At 67.0% G+C, this 17,154-nt stretch carries 9 protein-coding genes and 1 pseudogene; 5 read left to right on the plus strand and 5 right to left on the minus strand.

All coding sequences use genetic code 11. The features are described 5' to 3' along the window. Positions 1 to 22: 22 nt before the first annotated feature. The 4 genes and pseudogenes from ACMGDH_RS10585 to ACMGDH_RS10600 form a co-directional block, all read right to left on the minus strand. A complete protein-coding gene (locus ACMGDH_RS10585; RefSeq protein ID WP_436827890.1) occupies positions 23 to 5,335 on the minus strand; it encodes a YadA-like family protein in 5,313 nt (1,770 codons plus the stop codon). 153 nt (positions 5,336 to 5,488) lie between these two features. Then, entirely contained in the window at positions 5,489 to 6,082 is a 594-nt protein-coding gene (locus ACMGDH_RS10590) for a hypothetical protein (protein ID WP_436827891.1), read from the minus strand. 658 nt (positions 6,083 to 6,740) lie between these two features. Continuing rightward, positions 6,741 to 7,337, minus strand: coding sequence for a DUF2285 domain-containing protein (locus ACMGDH_RS10595; RefSeq protein ID WP_436827892.1), 597 nt, complete (start codon positions 7,335 to 7,337; stop codon positions 6,741 to 6,743). A gap of 49 nt (positions 7,338 to 7,386) precedes the next feature. Beyond that, a pseudogene (locus ACMGDH_RS10600) lies at positions 7,387 to 7,980 on the minus strand (transcriptional regulator domain-containing protein); the annotation flags it as partial. Positions 7,981 to 8,234: 254 nt separating this feature from the next. On the opposite strand from ACMGDH_RS10600, the gene ACMGDH_RS10605 reads away from it, so the two are divergent. The 5 genes from ACMGDH_RS10605 to ACMGDH_RS10625 all read left to right on the plus strand — a co-directional run bounded on the left by ACMGDH_RS10605 (position 8,235) and on the right by ACMGDH_RS10625 (position 15,404). Then, positions 8,235 to 8,768 (plus strand): RNA polymerase sigma factor, encoded by a 534-nt coding sequence (locus ACMGDH_RS10605; protein ID WP_436827893.1) that lies wholly within the window; start codon positions 8,235 to 8,237, stop codon positions 8,766 to 8,768. A 13-nt stretch (positions 8,769 to 8,781) separates the two neighbouring features. After that, the gene (locus ACMGDH_RS10610; RefSeq protein WP_436827894.1) at positions 8,782 to 9,738 is read left to right on the plus strand and encodes a FecR family protein; all 957 of its coding nucleotides are present in this window, start codon (positions 8,782 to 8,784) and stop codon (positions 9,736 to 9,738) included. 139 nt (positions 9,739 to 9,877) lie between these two features. Next, on the plus strand, positions 9,878 to 11,143 hold the full coding sequence (locus tag ACMGDH_RS10615) for a TonB-dependent receptor plug domain-containing protein (RefSeq protein ID WP_436827895.1): 1,266 nt from the start codon (positions 9,878 to 9,880) through the stop codon (positions 11,141 to 11,143). A gap of 128 nt (positions 11,144 to 11,271) precedes the next feature. Continuing rightward, complete coding sequence (locus ACMGDH_RS10620) at positions 11,272 to 12,927, plus strand: TonB-dependent receptor (RefSeq protein ID WP_436827896.1); 1,656 nt, start codon at positions 11,272 to 11,274, stop codon at positions 12,925 to 12,927. A gap of 47 nt (positions 12,928 to 12,974) precedes the next feature. Further along, positions 12,975 to 15,404: an alpha/beta hydrolase family protein gene (locus ACMGDH_RS10625; protein WP_436827897.1), complete on the plus strand. Its 2,430-nt coding sequence runs from the start codon at positions 12,975 to 12,977 to the stop codon at positions 15,402 to 15,404. Here ACMGDH_RS10625 and ACMGDH_RS10630 read toward each other — a convergent pair. Continuing rightward, a complete protein-coding gene (locus ACMGDH_RS10630; RefSeq protein ID WP_436827898.1) occupies positions 15,374 to 17,149 on the minus strand; it encodes an asparagine synthase-related protein in 1,776 nt (591 codons plus the stop codon). The two genes, ACMGDH_RS10625 and ACMGDH_RS10630, sit on opposite strands and share 31 nt — an antisense overlap. Positions 17,150 to 17,154 lie beyond the last annotated feature (5 nt).

Consider the following 17,154-nt stretch of genomic DNA (forward strand, 5'->3'; position numbering starts at 1 on the left):
CTCATTGCTGGTTCGCGAGGGATCAGAACTGGAAGCCGATGCCGACATTGGCGCCGGCCCGTTGCTGGGTGTCGTAGGTCGCTCCTGCCTTCACGACCGTCTTGCCGTCGTCCATGACCCGCGAAAGGCCAAGGGCGAAGGCCGACTGCCCGCCGTAGGTGCCGCCGCCGAACGCCAGCATTCCGCGACCAGGCTCAAAGGCCTGCGGAAGGCCTGCCGCCGCGAGCCCGCCCGCGGCGCCAGCGAAGGCGTCGCGCCGAGTTTGGTCGAGATCGAAGGCGATGGCTGCCACCCTCTGGTCGGTATAGGTGTTCGCCTGGTTGAGCGTGTTGGCAAGTCCCTGGTTGAGCTGGCTCACGTTGACCGCATCGGTCGGACGGGTACCTGCGGCCACGTTGGTGACTTGCCGCTCGGCACCGACCGCGCCGACGGACACGACGTTGTCGCGACCGTCGTCGGTCGAGCCGTAGCCCAACGCCACCGAGTTGTTGCCTGTCGAGCTCGCGTTGACGCCGAGAGCCGTCGAGTTCGCCCCACTGGCAACTGCACCGTAGCCGCCGGCCGTCGAATTGGCGCCGGTCGAGACCGGCCGGGCGAAGCCGCCGCTGTTGTTCGAGGTGAACGGCGCGCCGTTCGCGGCAACCTGGGTGATCGCCTGGGCCAGCTGGCCCACGGTCACCGCGTCATTGTCGGCGACGCCGTCCGCCAGCCCGGAGATGGTGCGATCGCCGCCGCTGCCCGCAACGTTGATCGTGGTGCCACCGCTCATGCCGCCGATCGTGATCGGAGCGCTCGAGCCCCCCGCCTGCTGCACCAGGCCCACCGTGCCGTTGTTGATGCTCTCCTGCAGGTCGGTGACGCTGCCTTCGATGTTGGTGACGCGGTTGTCGAGGTTGGTCACGGCGCCTTCGACCGCCGTGGTCCGGTTCTCGACGTTCGTGACGCGCCCATCGAGCTGGCTGACGCTGCCCTCGACGTTGGTCACGCGGTTGTCGAGGTTGCTGATCGCGTTGGTGGCGTTCTGGGCAACGGCATCGAGCTGGCTAACGTTTACCGCGTCGGTCGGCGCGGAGCCCGCTGCGACATTGGTGATCTGCCGCTCGGCGCCCGCGGCACCGACCGACACTTCGCCCGCCGAGCTCTGCGGCGCAGCGAGGCCATAGGCGGTGTAGCCGGTGCGCGAGCCTACGACAGTCACTGCCCCGGCGCCAAGCGCCACGCTGCCTGAGAAACTGGCATTGGCGCCGGGGCCGATCGCGACCGACTGGACGCCGTTCGCGACCGAATTGGTGCCGAGCGCGATCGCGTCTTCCTCGCCCACTTCGGCATTCTGGCCGATCGCGGTACCGCCAGGGGCGGTCATCTGCACGACGGCGCCGTTGCCGATGCCGATGCCATTGTCACCGTTGACCACCGTGGTCGGGCCGACGGCGATCGATTCCGCCCCGACCGCCAGCGAGTCCGCCGCGGTCGAGTTGGCGTGGAAGTACTGCGTACTGGTCACCGCGAAGGCCTGTAGCGCGCCGGAAAGCTGGCGGATCGTCACCGCATCCTGCTGCTGAGTGCCGTCGGCAACATTGGTGATCTGGCGATATTCGCCGGTCGCCGCATTGCCGACCGACACCGACCCGAGCAGCGTTGCGTCGCTGGTGTTGTACGGAATGAAGCCGGTGCCCGCCGGAATCGTGCCCGAGGCCGGCGCGACTGCCCGGTTGGCAACGGAGCCCGAACCCAGTGCGAGCGAGCCCTCCACGCTGGCTACCGTGTCACGGCCCAGCGCCACGGCATTGGCGGCACTTGCATTCGCCTGATAGCCGAGCGCGGTCGAGCCCACGCCCTGCGCGAAGGCGTCGGTTTCGGCCAGGCCCGCCTCGTTGGTGCGGGCGTAGCGGATGCCGTCGCCGTTCGCGTCGGTGTAGGTCGTCGAGGTGTCGCCGGCGATGTTGGTGATCGTGTTGCCGACGTTGGTGAGATTGCCTTCCACCGTGGTGACCCGGCCGTCGAGATTGGTGACGTCGCCCTCGACCGTCGTCACGCGGCCGTCCAGATTTGCGATATTGGTGGTGTTCTGGGTCACCTGGGTGCCCAGGCTGTTCACGGCCTGGTTGGTCGCAGCCAGCTGCGAGCCGTTCACCGCATCGGTCGAGGTTGCATCGACGCGACCCGCCGCAACATTGGTGATGGTCCGCTCGGCCCCGGCGGCCCCGACGCTGAGGGTGCTACTCGGCGCGGTACCGGCGAAGGAATAGGCGGAACCGTTGATGGTCGTGCCGGTGGTCGCCACCGCCGCCGCTGTTGTCGAGCCGTTGCCCAGCGCCACGTCGCCCGCGTTATTGGCGATGGCGTTCGGTCCTATCGCGACCGAGTTCGTGCCCAATGCCTGCGAGTCGGGCTCGGTCGAGTTGGCGCGGAAATATTTGATGCCGCCGCCATTGTTGATGCTGGTGAGGTCGCCCTCGATGTTCGTCACACGGCCGTCGAGGTTCGTGACATTGCCCTCGACCGTGGTCACGCGGCTGTCGAGATTGGTGATATCGGTGGTGTTCTGCGTCACCTGGCTGTTGGTCGCAAACAGCTGCGAGCCGTTGATCGCGTCGGTCGAGCTCGCATCGAGCCGGCCAGCGGCAACATTGGTGATCGTACGTTCCGCACCGACCCCGCCGACGCTCACCGTTGACGTCGGTGCTGTCCCCGCGAAGGTATAGGCAGTGCCGCCGATCGTGGTTCCGGTGGTCGCCACCGCAGCCGCGGTCGTCGAGCCGTTGCCCAGCGCCACGTCGCCCGCATTGTTGGCGACCGCATTCGGGCCGATGGCAACGGAGTCCGTGCCCAGCGCCTGACTGTCGGCCAGCACCGAGTTGGCGTGGAAATATTTGATGCCGGCGCCGGTGTTGATGTTGGTCACCGTGGTGTTGAGATTGGCGATGTCCGTCGTGTTCTGGGTCACCTGCTGATTGGTCGCGAAGAGCTGCGAGCCGTTGACCGCGTCGGTCGATCCGCCGTTGATCTGGCCCGCCGCGACGTTCTGAATCTGGCGTTCCGCGCCAACTGCGCCAACCGAGACGACGCTCGTCGGCGAGGTGCCGGCGAAATTGTAGGTCATGCCGCCGATAACGGTGTTCGCCGTCGGAACCGGCGCCGCGGTCACCGAACCCGAGCCCAACGCCACGTCGCCCGCGTTGTTGGCGACGGCCGTGTCACCAAAGGCGAGTGAACCCACCGCCAGCGCGCTGCTGTCGTTGCCGAGCGCGACCGAGCCCTGCCCGGCCGCAACATTGCTGTTGCCGATCGCGACCGCGCCGCTCGCCATGTTGGCAGCGGTAGCCGTCGCCGTGCCGTCGGCGTTGGCGATGTTGTTCGCGCCGCCGGTGAACGCGCCGGTGCCGCTGGCATAGCTCGGATCGCCGATCGCGACCGCGCCGTCACCATAGGCCGTGTTGCCCGCGCCGATGGACACGGCCTTGCCGCCAGTGGCGACCGCTGCGGTGCCGATCGCGACCGCATCTTCGGCATCGGCGACAGCAGTGCTACCCATCGCAATTGCGTTGAGAGCCGAAGCGTCGGCAAGGTAGCCGACGGCGGTCGCCTGCTCTCCGGTTGCGCTGGCTCCGAGGCTGATCGCGGTCGCGCGGGTTCCCGTGGCGCTCGCCGCGCGGCCCAGAGCGGTCGAGCTGTCGCCCGTGGCGACGCTTTGCGCGCCGATCGCCGTTCCGGCGAGCGCGGCCGAGCTTGCGCGGCCCATCGCGACCGATTCGAAGTCATGGGATTGGGCGCCGCGCCCGATCGAAATGGTGCTGTTGCCGTCGGTGACGCTATCCAGACCGAGCGCAATGCCTGCAAAATTGGTCGCGTTGGCGTTCGTGCCTATCGCGACGACGCTGTTGCCGTCGGCGTTGGTAGCGTTGCCGATCGCTACCGACTGAAAATTGAGCGCAGTGGCATTGTTGCCCAAGGCGAGCGTCTGCTGACCATTGGCAACGGCCAGGGCGCCGACGGCGATGGCTTCATCATTGCTTGCGGAAGCACTGGTACCAACCGCTAACGAATTGAGGCCGCTCGCAGTGGCCAGGGCGCCAAGCGCGGTGGAATTGACTGCCTGAGCCCTGGCCGCTCGCCCAACCGATGTAGCGAAATCCGCTGAGGCGTTGGCGCCTTGTCCCAAGGCCGTAGCCGACAAGCCTGCGGCGTTTGCACCAAAGCCGAATGCGGCGCCATTTGTCCCGGAGGCCGTGCTATCCACGCCAACAGCTGTTGAGCCGCTCGCGCCGGTGGCGGCCGCTCTTGTTCCAATCGCGACACCCCTCAGAGATGAGACGTTGGCGCTATCTCCGATGGCAATACCAGAGGGTGCATTTGTGACTGACGACCAGAATCCAATTGAAATGCCTCTAGTGGATGCAGCGTCAACATGATCCCCGGCGTTATGGGTGCCGATGGCGATGCTGCCTTCTGCCAGCGCGTGCACCTGATTGCCCAGCGCGGTGGCGTTAACGGCCGTTGCCCGGGCGTCATAACCGATGGCCGTGCTTTCCAGGCCGCTCGAATTTGAAAGATACCCGAGCGCGGTGCTCTGAATCCCGCCGGCGTTAGCCAGATGCCCTAGTGCAATCGCGTCTCGTGCAGTCGCCCGGCTCTGGCGACCCATCGCGATCGAATCGAGCTGAGATGCCGTCACGTCCGTGCCGATTGCGATAGCGCTCTGCGCCAGCGCACCTGTTCCCGCCGCCGTACGCGAGCCGAGATAGATGGAGTTTAAAGTGGTCGCGGTCGCTTGAAAGCCGAGAGCGACGGCATTCTGAGCACCTGCATTTGAGTTCGTGCCTTGGGCAACCGAATCCAGACCGGCAGCCGTCGCATTGATTCCTACCGCCACTCCGCGCTGCCCGCTTGCGGTCGCGTCCGAGCCGATTGCCGTTCCGCCCGGTGCACTGACTTCAGCCCGGCAGCCCATCGCGGTGGCGCCCGACGCTGTACCGGAGGCTGCGGTAACGGTCGCCGGATGGGCGCCGCAGCCAATTGCGATACTTGAGCCGTTCGCCGTCGCGACCACACCGCCACCAGCTGTATAGTTCTGCGCCAGCGCAGGCGCCGCGATGGAAGTCGAAAGGGCCACGACGCCGACACCAGCAAAGAGACCGCTCACGCTCCTGCTGCCGAAACCGAGCCCGCCCAAACCGAGTCTTTCGCGCTTCACGCCGAGCACCCGGTGCGCCTGGCGCAGCACTCTCATCAGCCGGCGCCGCTGCGACCAGTTGCCCCCGTCCATGCCGTTGATCCAATTCCCCGCGAAGCTGGCGCGGCGGCGTGCGTTCGATGCAGTTTGGACTTCGACCATGACATATACCCCTTTGACTGGCCCGGTCCCGATGCGGATCGAGCAGGTGAAATGGGCGCAGCCGCCCGCTACGCGCGGCGACGCCCGTGAATTGGATTACCTTGACGAGTACGGTGGAGCCGTCGCCGGAGGAGAACGGCGACCTCCAGTCCGCTATGGACCTTGCGTGCCGGTCGTGATGGTGACGACGACGCAGCTTGCGCCGCTCGTGATCAGCATTGCCTGCCCCTGGCCGCCGCCGATCTCATAAAGCGGAACCCCGGACAGATTGGTCACAGGGACGCTTCCCGCTGGCAAATAGCTGACGACCTGCTGGCAGGGCTTCTGAAATGGCGCGACCCTTACGAACTGCCCCTCGCAACCCTGGCCCCGCGGCGCGGCAATGACGACCCCGGCCGCCTGACCCTTCAATTCGGGCAGATCGTAGGTCATTCCCACTGCGCCTTGCACGATGTGGGTATCCGGGGATCGCTTGTCGGTTTCGGTGCGGACCGCATGAGCCGCGCCTTGAGCAACCAGGCCGCCTAGGGCCGAATACAGCCCGGCGCAGGTCTTAACGCCGAGCTTGGTAGCCTGCTCGTGAAACATCCCGGCGGACGAGGGCGCCGCCTGCCGCGCCCCGGCAGAAACGCCCGCTCCGCTGGAAACCACGATCCCGGCCACTGCCGCAAGCACGGTCAGGTGACGGCGCGGGCGACTCACCTGCTCCCGTTTCCCGACCACCGCCGTCTCCGCCTTCTTAGCCATCTGCTACCCCTTTACTCGTTCCGGCGTCCCGATTCGAAACACACGAACAATACTCCCGAAATTTGAACATTGATCAAATAAAAAAACTAGGGATTTGAATAAAATGAGACGAACTGTTCAGTATAGATATAGTAAATTTGGCTAATATCGTAGGCAACAACCATCCAACAGCCGAGGCCGCAGCGCTCGACTTTGATTGTTCGACTTTCTCCCGCACTCGCAGGATTTCTCGCTGTCAGCTCAGTAACGGCCGCCGCCCAAAAGAGCCTTGCCGTTATGAGCAAAGCCTCTTTTGCGCATCCGCGGCCGCGATGTTCAACTGCTCACAGCAGTTCCCCCTCCGACTGGTTGCCAATTGATTGCACTACTGACCTCTGGTCAGACTTGAGGCCACTTGCGGTCCGCATGCACCGCCCGCGCTCGTAGGAGTCGCTGGACTTGGCGCACCTTGAGCGGGTCAACACGAGATAAACATCGGCGCCGGGGCGACAGATGCGGAAAGACCGCTTGCGCTATCGCAATACCGATTTGCGCTCGCGCCTAAGCAGGATTGATCAAGCCCACGCGAGCACACTGCGACTGCCCCCTGCAACGCGACCCTTGAGGATCAACGTATCATGTGAAGAGAGAAGGTAAACGGATCGTTAACGCCACTACGTCACGAGGCCGGTTGAGCTTCGTCCCAATCAACGTCAGTGACCAAGACGCTTGGCCGCTCCGCGACGAGCTGCAGATAGCCGCCGCGGATCATCATCTCGCTGCTGCGAACCAGCCGTTGGACTCGCAGCCTGAGATAGTCCGACCTGCCGCGCCATTCGTTCCGAACCCGATCGGCACCGAACAGCGCGACGGCAATGTCGCGCTGGGCGGCTCCGGCGTGCAGAGCGTCGATCGCGCGCAAGAACGCGATCCATCGCGGCGCGCGTCGATCCCGGGGAAACAGCTGGGCGGGCATATAGCCGAGACGCCAGAGACCCGCGAGCCGACGCAAGGTCAGCAGCCTGGGCTCGAGGTCGCGTAGGCCCTCAAGGGCGTACCGAAGACGCACCGGTCCTTCGAAGAGACTGCCACTGCGCAAGGCGAGCCGGATGTGGCGCGATCCCTCGCTCAGGAGCAGCTGGAGATCTCCGCCGGCGACCGGAAACGCGGTCACACGCACGCCCGTGCGGCCAAGGTCGAGACTGTCGGGATGGTTGGCGGAAGACGCGATCGCGTCGATCCTGACGACAGCTGGATCGTGAACGTCCTGCCACATGGCGCAAGCGGCGCGCGAGTCTAGGTCCGGCCGCTCGTGGAAACCAAAGGCCCCAGCGCGCCGCACCTCCGGGCGGCGCTTCGATCTGCTCGACCTGCGTGAACCGAAGCGTGCGGCGCGCAGGCGGATACCGACAGGCCTCGGCGCGATAGTGCGGATTGCGGCGAAGGAACTCCCACGCGAAGCCCCGGCGATCGAGCGCGAGCAGCGCCCGATACCCTGCGGAATCTCGCCAGTCTGGCTCCACGCCCGAGGGCATGAAATGCCCTCCCCTTGCCGTCTCCAAGAGGCAGCAGACCATGGCCCCCGGGCCTTGTCCCGGCGAACGTCCTGGCGAGACTCGCAACTTGCCGACCTGCGCAAGTTTTTGCGCGTCTATCGGCAAATTCTGGCGGTCCGACCGGCAAACCGCGTCAGTGCGAACCTGCGGCATGTCGCGGCACTGGCACCCTGCGCGCGTCAGCCGGAGGATCGGCATGACGGCAGCGGGTTGCGGGAGACCGCTGCGCCGGGCAGGCTGCGCATGTCGGGTGCCGTGAAACAGGGAGCGATTCTGGAGCCGGGGTAATGGCGGCGGATCGCTTCTAAATAGCGGGCCTTTGCACAAAGGTTTCCAACACCCGACCCCTGCCTTCCAGCGCATTCTTGGCCATCAGGTGGCGCGCCTGATCTGGCCGTTCGGGCACGATTTGCCAAGACTTCGGGAATAGGCCAGCATGGCGTCGCCGTCGAAGCATCGGCGGCAGGGGCGTGGAAACCCCTGTGCAAGACCGGATGTGCTTCGCGCCTGTTGCGCGGGGACAGCTATGGCGTCGTGCGGGCAGCAGCCGCCGGCCGTCGCGCCTGTGCAGGTTTCCATCGGCATCGCCACGCCCCTCGACCTGGGGAGTGGAAGCAATGGCCAGCACGGGCCGGAACGAGGATTCGCTGCCGCCGCGGGCGGACAAGCCGGCATCTACGCTCGACGAACTCTATCGACGTCATGCGGCCTGGCTCGGGCGCATGCTGGCCTGGCGGCTGCGCGCAACGCCGCTCGATGTCGATGACATCGTGCAGGAAACCTATACCCGCGTCGCCCGGTACGACGCGACCGACGCGGGGCGTCACCCCAAAGCGCTGCTGTTGCGCATCGCGGTCAATCTGGCGCGCGACCAGATGCGCCGCAACAGCGTGCGCGGAGGGCTCGCCGCTCCGATCGATGCGCTCGACGAGTCCGCACTCCCGCGCATCGAGCCCGAACAGCACTGCACGCTCGAAATGAAGCAGGCGATTCTGTCGCTTCCTGCGATTTATCGCGACGTATTCGTCCTTAGCCGGTTTACCGGTTTGACCTATCAGGAGATAGCGAGCCATGTTGGCGTCCCGGTCAAGACCGTCGAGTGGCGGATGAGCCGGGCGTTGGCGATGTGCGCCGCGAAGCTACGCGACTGAATGGCGGGGCACGATGGGGACGCAGGAGGAGCGCGCAGACGAGCAGGCAGCCGAGTGGCTTGCCAAACTCAACACGCGCTCGGTGACCACCGAGGAGTTGGAATCCTTCTATGCCTGGCGGCGCGCGCCAGGGAACGCCGAGCGCTTCGCGCGTGCCGAAGCCTTCTGGCGCGAATCGCGAGCGCTCGGCGACGATCCCGACATAGCTGCGGCGGTAGGGGATGCGCTGAGCCGTCCCCGCCTCGAGCGCCGCGGCTGGCGGCCCAGCCGCCGGATGGTGCTCGCGGGCGCGGGCCTGGCACCGGTCGCCGCGGGGGCTGGCTGGCTCCTGGTCGGCATGGCGCGTGCCTATCGCACGGCCATCGGCGAGCAGTTGCTGGTCAGCCTGGCGGACGGATCACGGATCCGTCTCAACACCGACAGTGCGCTTCGCGTCCATCGCGCCAATGCGGGTCGGCGGATCTCGCTCGACCGTGGCGAGGCGTTCTTCGATGTGAAGCACGACCCGGCGCGCCCCTTCGAGGTGCGCGCGCGCGGTGTAACGGTGCAGGCCGCAGGCACGCAGTTCGACGTGCGGCGCGCGGCCGGCGAGGTCCAGGTCGTCCTCGCGCGGGGCGCTGTCATGGTCGATGGGGGCGCGGGTGCGCCCGCGCGGCTCGCCCGTGCCGGGCTCAGCGCGATCGTCAATGCCGATGGCGAAATAGCGACCCGCGCGGTCGATCTCGAGGCAGTGACGTCCTGGACCTCGGGGCGGCTCGTCTTCCGGGGGACGCCGCTCGATCAAGCGATCGCAGAGGCCAATCGCTATAGCGAGAACCGGATCGAGCTCGGCGATCCGACGCTCGAAGATGCGAAAGTGGACGGCACTTTCCAGACCGGGGACACCGAAAGCTTCGTTGCCGCCGTTTCCGCCCTGTTCTCGCTCAAGCAGAATCGCGTGGAAAATACCATTGTTCTGACGCGAAGCTGAGACAAGGCTCGGATCCAGCAAAAAAATTACGGGCGGGAGTCAGGGTCGCCCGCGCCCCAGCACGTTGCTTCCCCAGTCGCGGCACTTGCGCGCGATCTGGGTGACATGGCCGGTAGTCCCGGCACGCGGGGAGAAGGTCGTGGGGGACAAGAAGAGCAAGATCGCCGGGGGCAAGCGATCGCATATGCTGGCAGGGTTGGCGGCGATCGCCATTATGGGTGCGGCATCGGCGGAGGCCGCTGCCCAGACGCGGGACTTCCGGATCGCGGCCGGCCCGCTCGGCGGTGCGCTCGCCGCCTATGCGCGCATCACGGGGCGCCAGCTGCTCTATTCGAGCGATCTGGTAGCGGGGCGCAGCGCAGCGGCGCTGATCGGCCGCTTCTCGGACGACGAGGCGCTCAAGCGCCTGCTCGGCGGGAGCGGCATCGAGGTAAGGCGGGCCGGCAAGGCCTTCGTCCTCCTGCCGCGCCAGACGCAGCGACGCCCGGTGCCTGCACCACCACAGCCACGTCCGCGCCGTCCTGCCTCCCCCGCCCCGGCGACGAGCGTCCCTCCCGCGTCACAGGACGTGCCCGGGGACGACATCGTGGTCACTGGATCCAACATCCGCGGCATCTCGGAAGGCAGTTCGCAGGTCATCACCCTGGATCGTTCCGACATCGACCGCGCCGGCCAAGGCTCGGTCGCCGAGGCGATCGCTGCCCTGCCGCAGAATTTCGGCGGGACCGGAACCGAGGACACGAGCTTGACGGGGGCCGATCACAGCACGCAGAATATCGGGCTCGGGACGAGCGCCAATCTGCGCGGGCTCGGAAGCGACGCGACGCTGACGCTCGTCAATGGCCGCCGGCTCGCCGGCTCGGGCGGCCAAGCCGATTTCACCGACATATCGTTGATCCCGCTGGCGGCAGTCGAGCGGATCGAGGTTCTGACCGACGGCGCGTCGGCGCTCTATGGCTCGGACGCGGTCGGCGGAGTGGTTAACGTCATTCTGCGCCGCTCGCTGGACGGAGGAGAATCGCGCTTGCGGGTGGGAACCCCCACGCAGGGCGGCGCAGCCGAAATCCAGATGGGCCAGGTACTGGGCGCAAGCTGGACCACCGGCCATGTGCTCGGCGCTTACGAGTTCATGCATCGCGACCGGCTCCGTGCAGATCAGCGGCCTTATACCGCGTCCGCAGATCTCAGGCCGTTCGGCGGCAGCGACTGGCGCTCCTATTTCTCGAATCCCGGCACGATCATGGCGATCAGCCCGGGCGGATCGCTTGTCCCAGCCTATGCAATCCCGAGCGGGCAGAACGGTGCCGGGCTGACGCCCGCGGATTTCGCCCCGGGCAGAATCGTGTCGATTTCCGTGCGGGCACCGACGTCCTGCCGCGCCAGGACCGGCACAGCGCCTATCTGACCGCGGCGCAGAAGCTGGGCGACAGGATCGAGCTCTTCGCGGAAGGTCGCTACGCCCGTCGCGACTTCGAGAGCTATGGCCAGGCGAGCACGACGCTCGCGCAGGTCACGCCGCGCAATCCCTGGTTCGTGAGCCCCGACGGCGCGCCTGTCGCCCTCATCGCCTATTCGTTCCAGCGCGAGCTGGGGGTGATCCGTCAACCCGGCAGCGTCGACAGCTGGAGCGCGACGGGCGGGTTGACGATCACGCCGCAAACGGACTGGCAGATCGAGGCCTATGTCACCCATGCCTCCGAGCTGACCCACACCGCATATGACAATATCGTCAACAGCAGCTTCTTCGCCGAGGCCGTCGGCACGACGCCCGACGATCCGTCGACGCCGTTCAACCCGGCCCTGGACGGCTATTTCAACCCCTATGGCGACGGTGCGGTCAACAGCCGGACGATCCTCGACTTCATCGGCCAGGGCTTTGCGACCACCCGCACGCTGAGCCGGATGACCTCGGCCAACATCAAGACCGATGGCGGCGTGTTCGACCTGCCGGGCGGCACTGTGAAGATCGCGCTGGGCGCCAATTTCCGGCGCGAGAAGTTCGACAGCAGCGGCGTGAACTTCCTTTCCGGCACGACGCCTTCGGCTTCCGCCCGGACGGACGTCGGCCGGTCGATCGGCGCCGGGTTCGGCGAAGTGGCGCTTCCGATCTTCGGCCCTGACAACGCGCTGCCGGGATTGCGGCGGCTGCTTCTCTCGGCCGCGGTGCGCCACGAGCAGTACAGCGATTTCGGCAGCACGACGAACCCCAAGTTCGGGCTGGTCTGGGAGCCGGTCACGGGACTGGTTCTCAAAGGCAGCTATGGTACGTCCTTCCGCGCGCCGGTGCTTCGCGAGGTCCGCGATGCGCTCCAGGTCTCCTATGTGCAGCTGCGCGACGCGGCGGGCGTGCTGACGCCCGTCCTCACGCTGTTCGGCGGCAATCCGGCGCTGCAGCCCGAAACGGCGAAGTCGCTGTCCTTCAACGCCCGCATCTCGCCCGGCTGGGCACCGCGATGGCGCGTCGAGGCGACCTGGTTCCAGACCGACTTCCGCAACCGCATCGAACGGCCCGCCGCGGATAATCTCACCGAGGCGCTGTCGGATATCGTCTTCTCGCCCTACATCACGCGGGTCGATCCGGTGAACAACGCCGCCGACCGCGCGCGGCTGGTCGCATTGATCAACGATCCAGGGTCGCTGATCAGAGGCTATTTCCCGCCTGAATTCTACAGGGCGATCCTCGACGGGCGCCTCGTCAACTCCGCGCAACTGCTCGTGCGCGGAGCTGACCTGCTCGTGTCGGGCAATTTCGCGCTGGCAGGCGGCACCGGCGCCCTCAGCCTCAATGCTTCGCACATGCTCGACTATCAGCGCCGGATCACGCCCAAGGCGGCATTGCTCGAGCGGGTCGGCACCCTCTCCAACCCGCCGGCCTGGCGCCTGCGCGCATCGCTGGGCTGGGACAAGGGGCCCTGGGGCGTGTCGGCGACGCTCAGTCATGTCGACGGCTATGTCGACGACGTCAGCAACCCCGAGCGCATGGTCGGCAGCTGGACGACCGTGGACGCACAGATCCGCTTCTCGCCTCAGGCAATCCGGGACAATGGCTGGAGCTTCGCCCTCAACGCGCAGAACCTGTTCGACGCCGATCCTCCCTTTGTCGATCAGCTGACCGGCTTCGGCTATGGCGCGGCGAGCGCCGACCCGCTGGGACGTTTCGTCTCGCTCCAGGTCATCAAGCGATGGTGACCCCGGCCTAGTCCTGCGCTTCTCCACACACCCGGAAAGTTTCGACCATGCGTTTCCCATGGCTGGCCGTGCTATGTCTGTTGCCGGCACCCGCCGCGATTGCCCGTCCCTACACGATCGAGGACATGCTCCGCCTCGAGAGCTATGGCCAGGTGCTCGTCGACCCGGCCGGGCGCGTCGCGATAGTCGAGCGCCGCGACCGATACGACAGCGCCCCACGCTACAGCTATGACTGGATGGTGCGGCGATCTCTGTCGAAGCTGCTCGTCGTGGATCTTGCCGCCCCGAAGGGCGCGGAGCCGCTGTTCGCGCAGGCAAAGGCGGCGGGCTATTGGGCCAGCGCCTTCTCGCCATCGGGTTCGCGCCTTAGCATATTCCGTCTGCAGGGCGACCGGCTGCAGCTCGGCGTGGTCGACCTGGCGAGCCGGAAGGTCCGCTGGCTCGATCTCGTCCCGGACCTGCCCGCCGCACGTCCTGCCCCGGTCTGGATCGACGAGGATCGCCTGCTCGTCGTGACCCTCGACGACGGCGGCCTTCCGGGCCTGTTCCAGACCCCCACCAATGCCCAGCGCGACAGCATCCGCCGCTGGGAAGGCGCGGCGAGCGGCCGTCGCGCCTCCTCCGACCTGCTGGGCAGCGGTCGTTATCTTGGCCGCGGATCCTCCTATCGCGCGCGCCGCATCGTCGAGGTCGACCTTGCCAGCGGCGCCACGCACATGCGCATGCAGGGCGACGTGCTCGATATGGCGTTGTCGGGCGACAGGACGAAGCTCGCCGTCCTCACCAAGGGGCCGCCCGTCCAGCCGGACCCGGGCGCGAGCGTCGACCCGGCGTTCGAGCCGCGCCGCCAGCGTCTGACGATCCTCGACCTCGTCACCGGCGCGCGGCAGGAGCCCTGCGGCTGTGACGTCCTGCCCAGCCTGCTTCATTGGGCGCCTGCAGGCGCGCACTTGCTGTTCTACGGCCGCCGCGACGGCAGCCCATGGTCCGCGGGGACGCTTTACCTCAGCCAGGGCAGCCCCGCCTCGACCACGACCCCGCTTCCTGGGGATGTCCGGCCGGTGACGCGGATCGGGGGCGGCAGTGCGCGCTTCGTCCGCGCCGGATGGGCGGGCGAGCGCGCGTTCGTTCTGGCCGAACGCGCGGGCGACCAGCGGCGGGTCTGGTATGTGTTCGGTCCGCGCGGTGAGGCGCGGCCCGCAACCGCGCTCCGCGGCACGACGCCGACCGATCTGGTGGCGGCCGGCACAAGCCATTTCGCGTTCGCAGATACGCAAGGCCTGTGGCGCGCCAGCTGGTCGGGCGCGTTGCACAAGATCGCCTCGGGGCCGGTGACGCGGATCAGACCGACCCTGTTCGATGGCCATAGCCTCGGCACGCGTGCGTGGCTCAACGCCGTCCCCGAGAGGGGCCTCGCGGCGGTCGGCACGGGCGACGGCCAGCGGGCATATGCCGAAGACCGTGCAGGGAGGTTCCGGGCGCACTCGGTGCGGCAGGACGACCAGATCCTCGCGACGACGCCGACCGGCGCATTGATCCTCTACCGCGAGGACGCACAAGGCGTCGGCACACTTGCCAAGGTCGATGGCGATGAATGGACGACGCTCGACCGGATCAATCGGCATCTCGCCGAAGTCACGCCCGCGAAGCGCGTGCTGCTCCACAGCCGGGCTGCAGACGGCACGCTGCTCAATCACTGGTTGCTCTTGCCGTCAAAGGCTGGCGGAGCGCCGCCCCGCCTCGTCGTCGTGCCCTACCCCGGCTATCCTTATGGACCCACGCCCCCTGCCGATTCGGCGCCTGCGACTCCGACCACCATGACCCATCCGCTGCTGCTCGTCGGGGCAGGCTATGCGGTGCTCCAGCCGAGCATCCCGCTCGGCGACGGGCCAGGCGAGCCGCTCGCCGACATTGCTGCGGTGCTCGACAAGGCGATCGATGCCGCGCAGGCGAGCGGCCGCGTGTCGCGCGCGCCGCCCTTCCTCGTGGGGCACAGCTATGGCGGCTATACGGCACTCGGCGTGGCGGCAGTCAGCCCCCGCTTCGGTGCAGTCGTCGCAGCGAACGGCATCTACGACCTGGCGTCCGCCTATGCGGCAATGGATCCGCGGCTCAACTACGCGGAGAGCGGCATCTCGCTGACCATCCCGATCGGCTGGTCGGAAGGCGGTCAGGGGAGAATGGGCGTTCCGCCCTGGAAAGACATTGCGCGCTATACGCGCAACAGCGCATTCTATCGGGTCGAGGACATTCGCGCGCCCGTCCTGCTGATCCATTCCGACCTGGATTATGTGCCCCAGGCACAAGCCGAGCGCATGTTCCTGGCGCTGTACCGGACGGGAAAGGATGCGATGCTGCTTCGCTATCGCGGAGAGAGCCACAGCCTGACGAGCCCGGCGAACCTGCGCGACTATTGGGCCCATGTCCTTTCGTTTCTCGCCGAGGCTCAGTCCGCCGGATCTTCGAGGCCCCAGTAGCGGGCCCATGCCTCAAAGCTTGCATAGACCACGACCAAGCGGGAGGTATCGCTCCAGATCAAATTCTCTTCCCTGAGGGCCTGGTCGATTCCGGGGCCATCGAGAAAGCCATGGGCCACAAGCGTGCCGTCGAGCAGGAACGCGCGCAACCAGGCGAGATTCTCCGAAACCGCGCGCCGGTAATAGTTGGTGGCGTCGCCCTTGTCGCGGCGATCCCGGATCGAAGGCGGCAGCCAATCGCGAAACACTTCACGCGCGAATGCCCGGTCGCCTGCACCGCTCGCCAAGCGATAGCTGGGGATCGCCAGGCAGGCCTCGACGACGGGCTGGGAAAGAAGCGGATGGATCAGCGCCTTTTCGGCGCTGCGCCAGGTCGGGCTGTTGAAATGCTGGCAATTAGCGATCGCCTCGAACTGCAGACGACGCGCCGGCGCCATGATGACGTCGTCGCGCAACCAGGGATGGCGCAACGCCCTGCCCCGCGCCGCGGCCATGGCGGCACTACCCAGCTGCATCCCGGGCATTGGCTGAACCGGCGGAGGCCGACGCCACAACCTGTCCCGCAGCATCAGCCACTGGACGTGCCAAATCGACCGGTGCGCGCGCCTTGCCGCATCATAGGCGACTTTCGAGAAATGCGCTCGCCAGCCGACCGCGCGTGCATAGTCGACGGCCACGAGGGGATTGGGCAAATTTCCAAACACCGCGTCTCCGCCCTGCCCCGTGAAGATCGCCGTCGAATCGAATGCCCTGGCGACTCCGAGGCTGGCGCGCTCGAGAATGGGATCAAGACCGTACAGCATGGGTTCGACCGGTTGCTCGCCGGTGAGCAGGTCGCCGAATTGAAGGTCGCTGGCGTGGGCGGTTACTTCGATGAGCCGCACTCCCCATTGATCCGCGACGGCCCGCGCCTGGGAGCGTTCGTCGCCGCCGGCGTGCGCGACGGAGAAATTGACGCAGCTGATCTCGACAGGATCGGGTGCGGTGGCGATCGCTCCCAGAACGATTGCGGAATCGAGCCCGCCCGACAGCTCGAGCGTGAGCCGCGGGTGGGGCGACGCCAGCGCCCGCGCGCAGCCCGCGACGGCCTTGCGCAGCCGTGTCGAAGCCTCGGCTTCGAGGGCGGGCGGTTCGCGGAGCAAGCGCGGTTGGGGCCAGAGCGTACGGATATCTGCCGATCCGGTGCCGACGCAGTCGAGCGCGCAGCCGGCCGGCAAGTGCCGGACACCTTTCAGAAGCGAGCGATGCGTCGGCAGGAGCGGATTGGCGAGCGCAGCTGCCAGCCACTGCGCATCGATCATCGGCCTTGCGCCGGCAGCCCGCCGCAGCCATTCGGGCAAGTTCGGCGAGACGAGCAACACACCCTCGCCTTCGGCGACGAAAGCTCCCAACCCTCCGCTTGGGTCGCGCAGGATCGTCACGCCGGCAAGCTCCGGCTGCCGGCGCAGCGCGATGAAGCGCCCCCAGACGCGCTCGAGCAGGGCAGCATCGTCGAGCCGGACCACCGAGCCGGCATCCACCTGCGAAGCCCCTCCCTCTTCCAGCGTGTCACGGTCGAAGGCGGCGCCGACCAGGATCAGCCGGGCGCCCTCGTCGGCCGACACAGGATGCTGGCTGCCAGTTCGGTCAGCGAAGAGGCACAGACCCGGCAGCGCGAAGCGGCGTTCGAGCTGGGGCGCGTGCTCGCCAAGCGCTTTCCGAATCCGGAGAACGGCCGCTGGTTCGCGTCCGGCAGGCCAGAGCACGACCA

The sequence above is a fragment of the Sphingomonas radicis genome (genome assembly GCF_051400635.1).
Taxonomy (GTDB): Bacteria; Pseudomonadota; Alphaproteobacteria; order Sphingomonadales; family Sphingomonadaceae; genus Sphingomonas.

Excerpts from the sequence above, each read along its gene's own strand:
- ACMGDH_RS10585 (WP_436827890.1), bottom strand. The coding sequence starts at position 5,335 with ATGGTCGAAGTCCAAACTGCATCGAACGCACGCCGCCGCGCCAGCTTC.
- ACMGDH_RS10590 (WP_436827891.1), bottom strand. The coding sequence starts at position 6,082 with ATGGCTAAGAAGGCGGAGACGGCGGTGGTCGGGAAACGGGAGCAGGTG.
- ACMGDH_RS10595 (WP_436827892.1), bottom strand. The coding sequence starts at position 7,337 with ATGTGGCAGGACGTTCACGATCCAGCTGTCGTCAGGATCGACGCGATC.
- ACMGDH_RS10605 (WP_436827893.1), top strand. The coding sequence starts at position 8,235 with ATGGCCAGCACGGGCCGGAACGAGGATTCGCTGCCGCCGCGGGCGGAC.
- ACMGDH_RS10610 (WP_436827894.1), top strand. The coding sequence starts at position 8,782 with ATGGGGACGCAGGAGGAGCGCGCAGACGAGCAGGCAGCCGAGTGGCTT.
- ACMGDH_RS10625 (WP_436827897.1), top strand. The coding sequence starts at position 12,975 with ATGCGTTTCCCATGGCTGGCCGTGCTATGTCTGTTGCCGGCACCCGCC.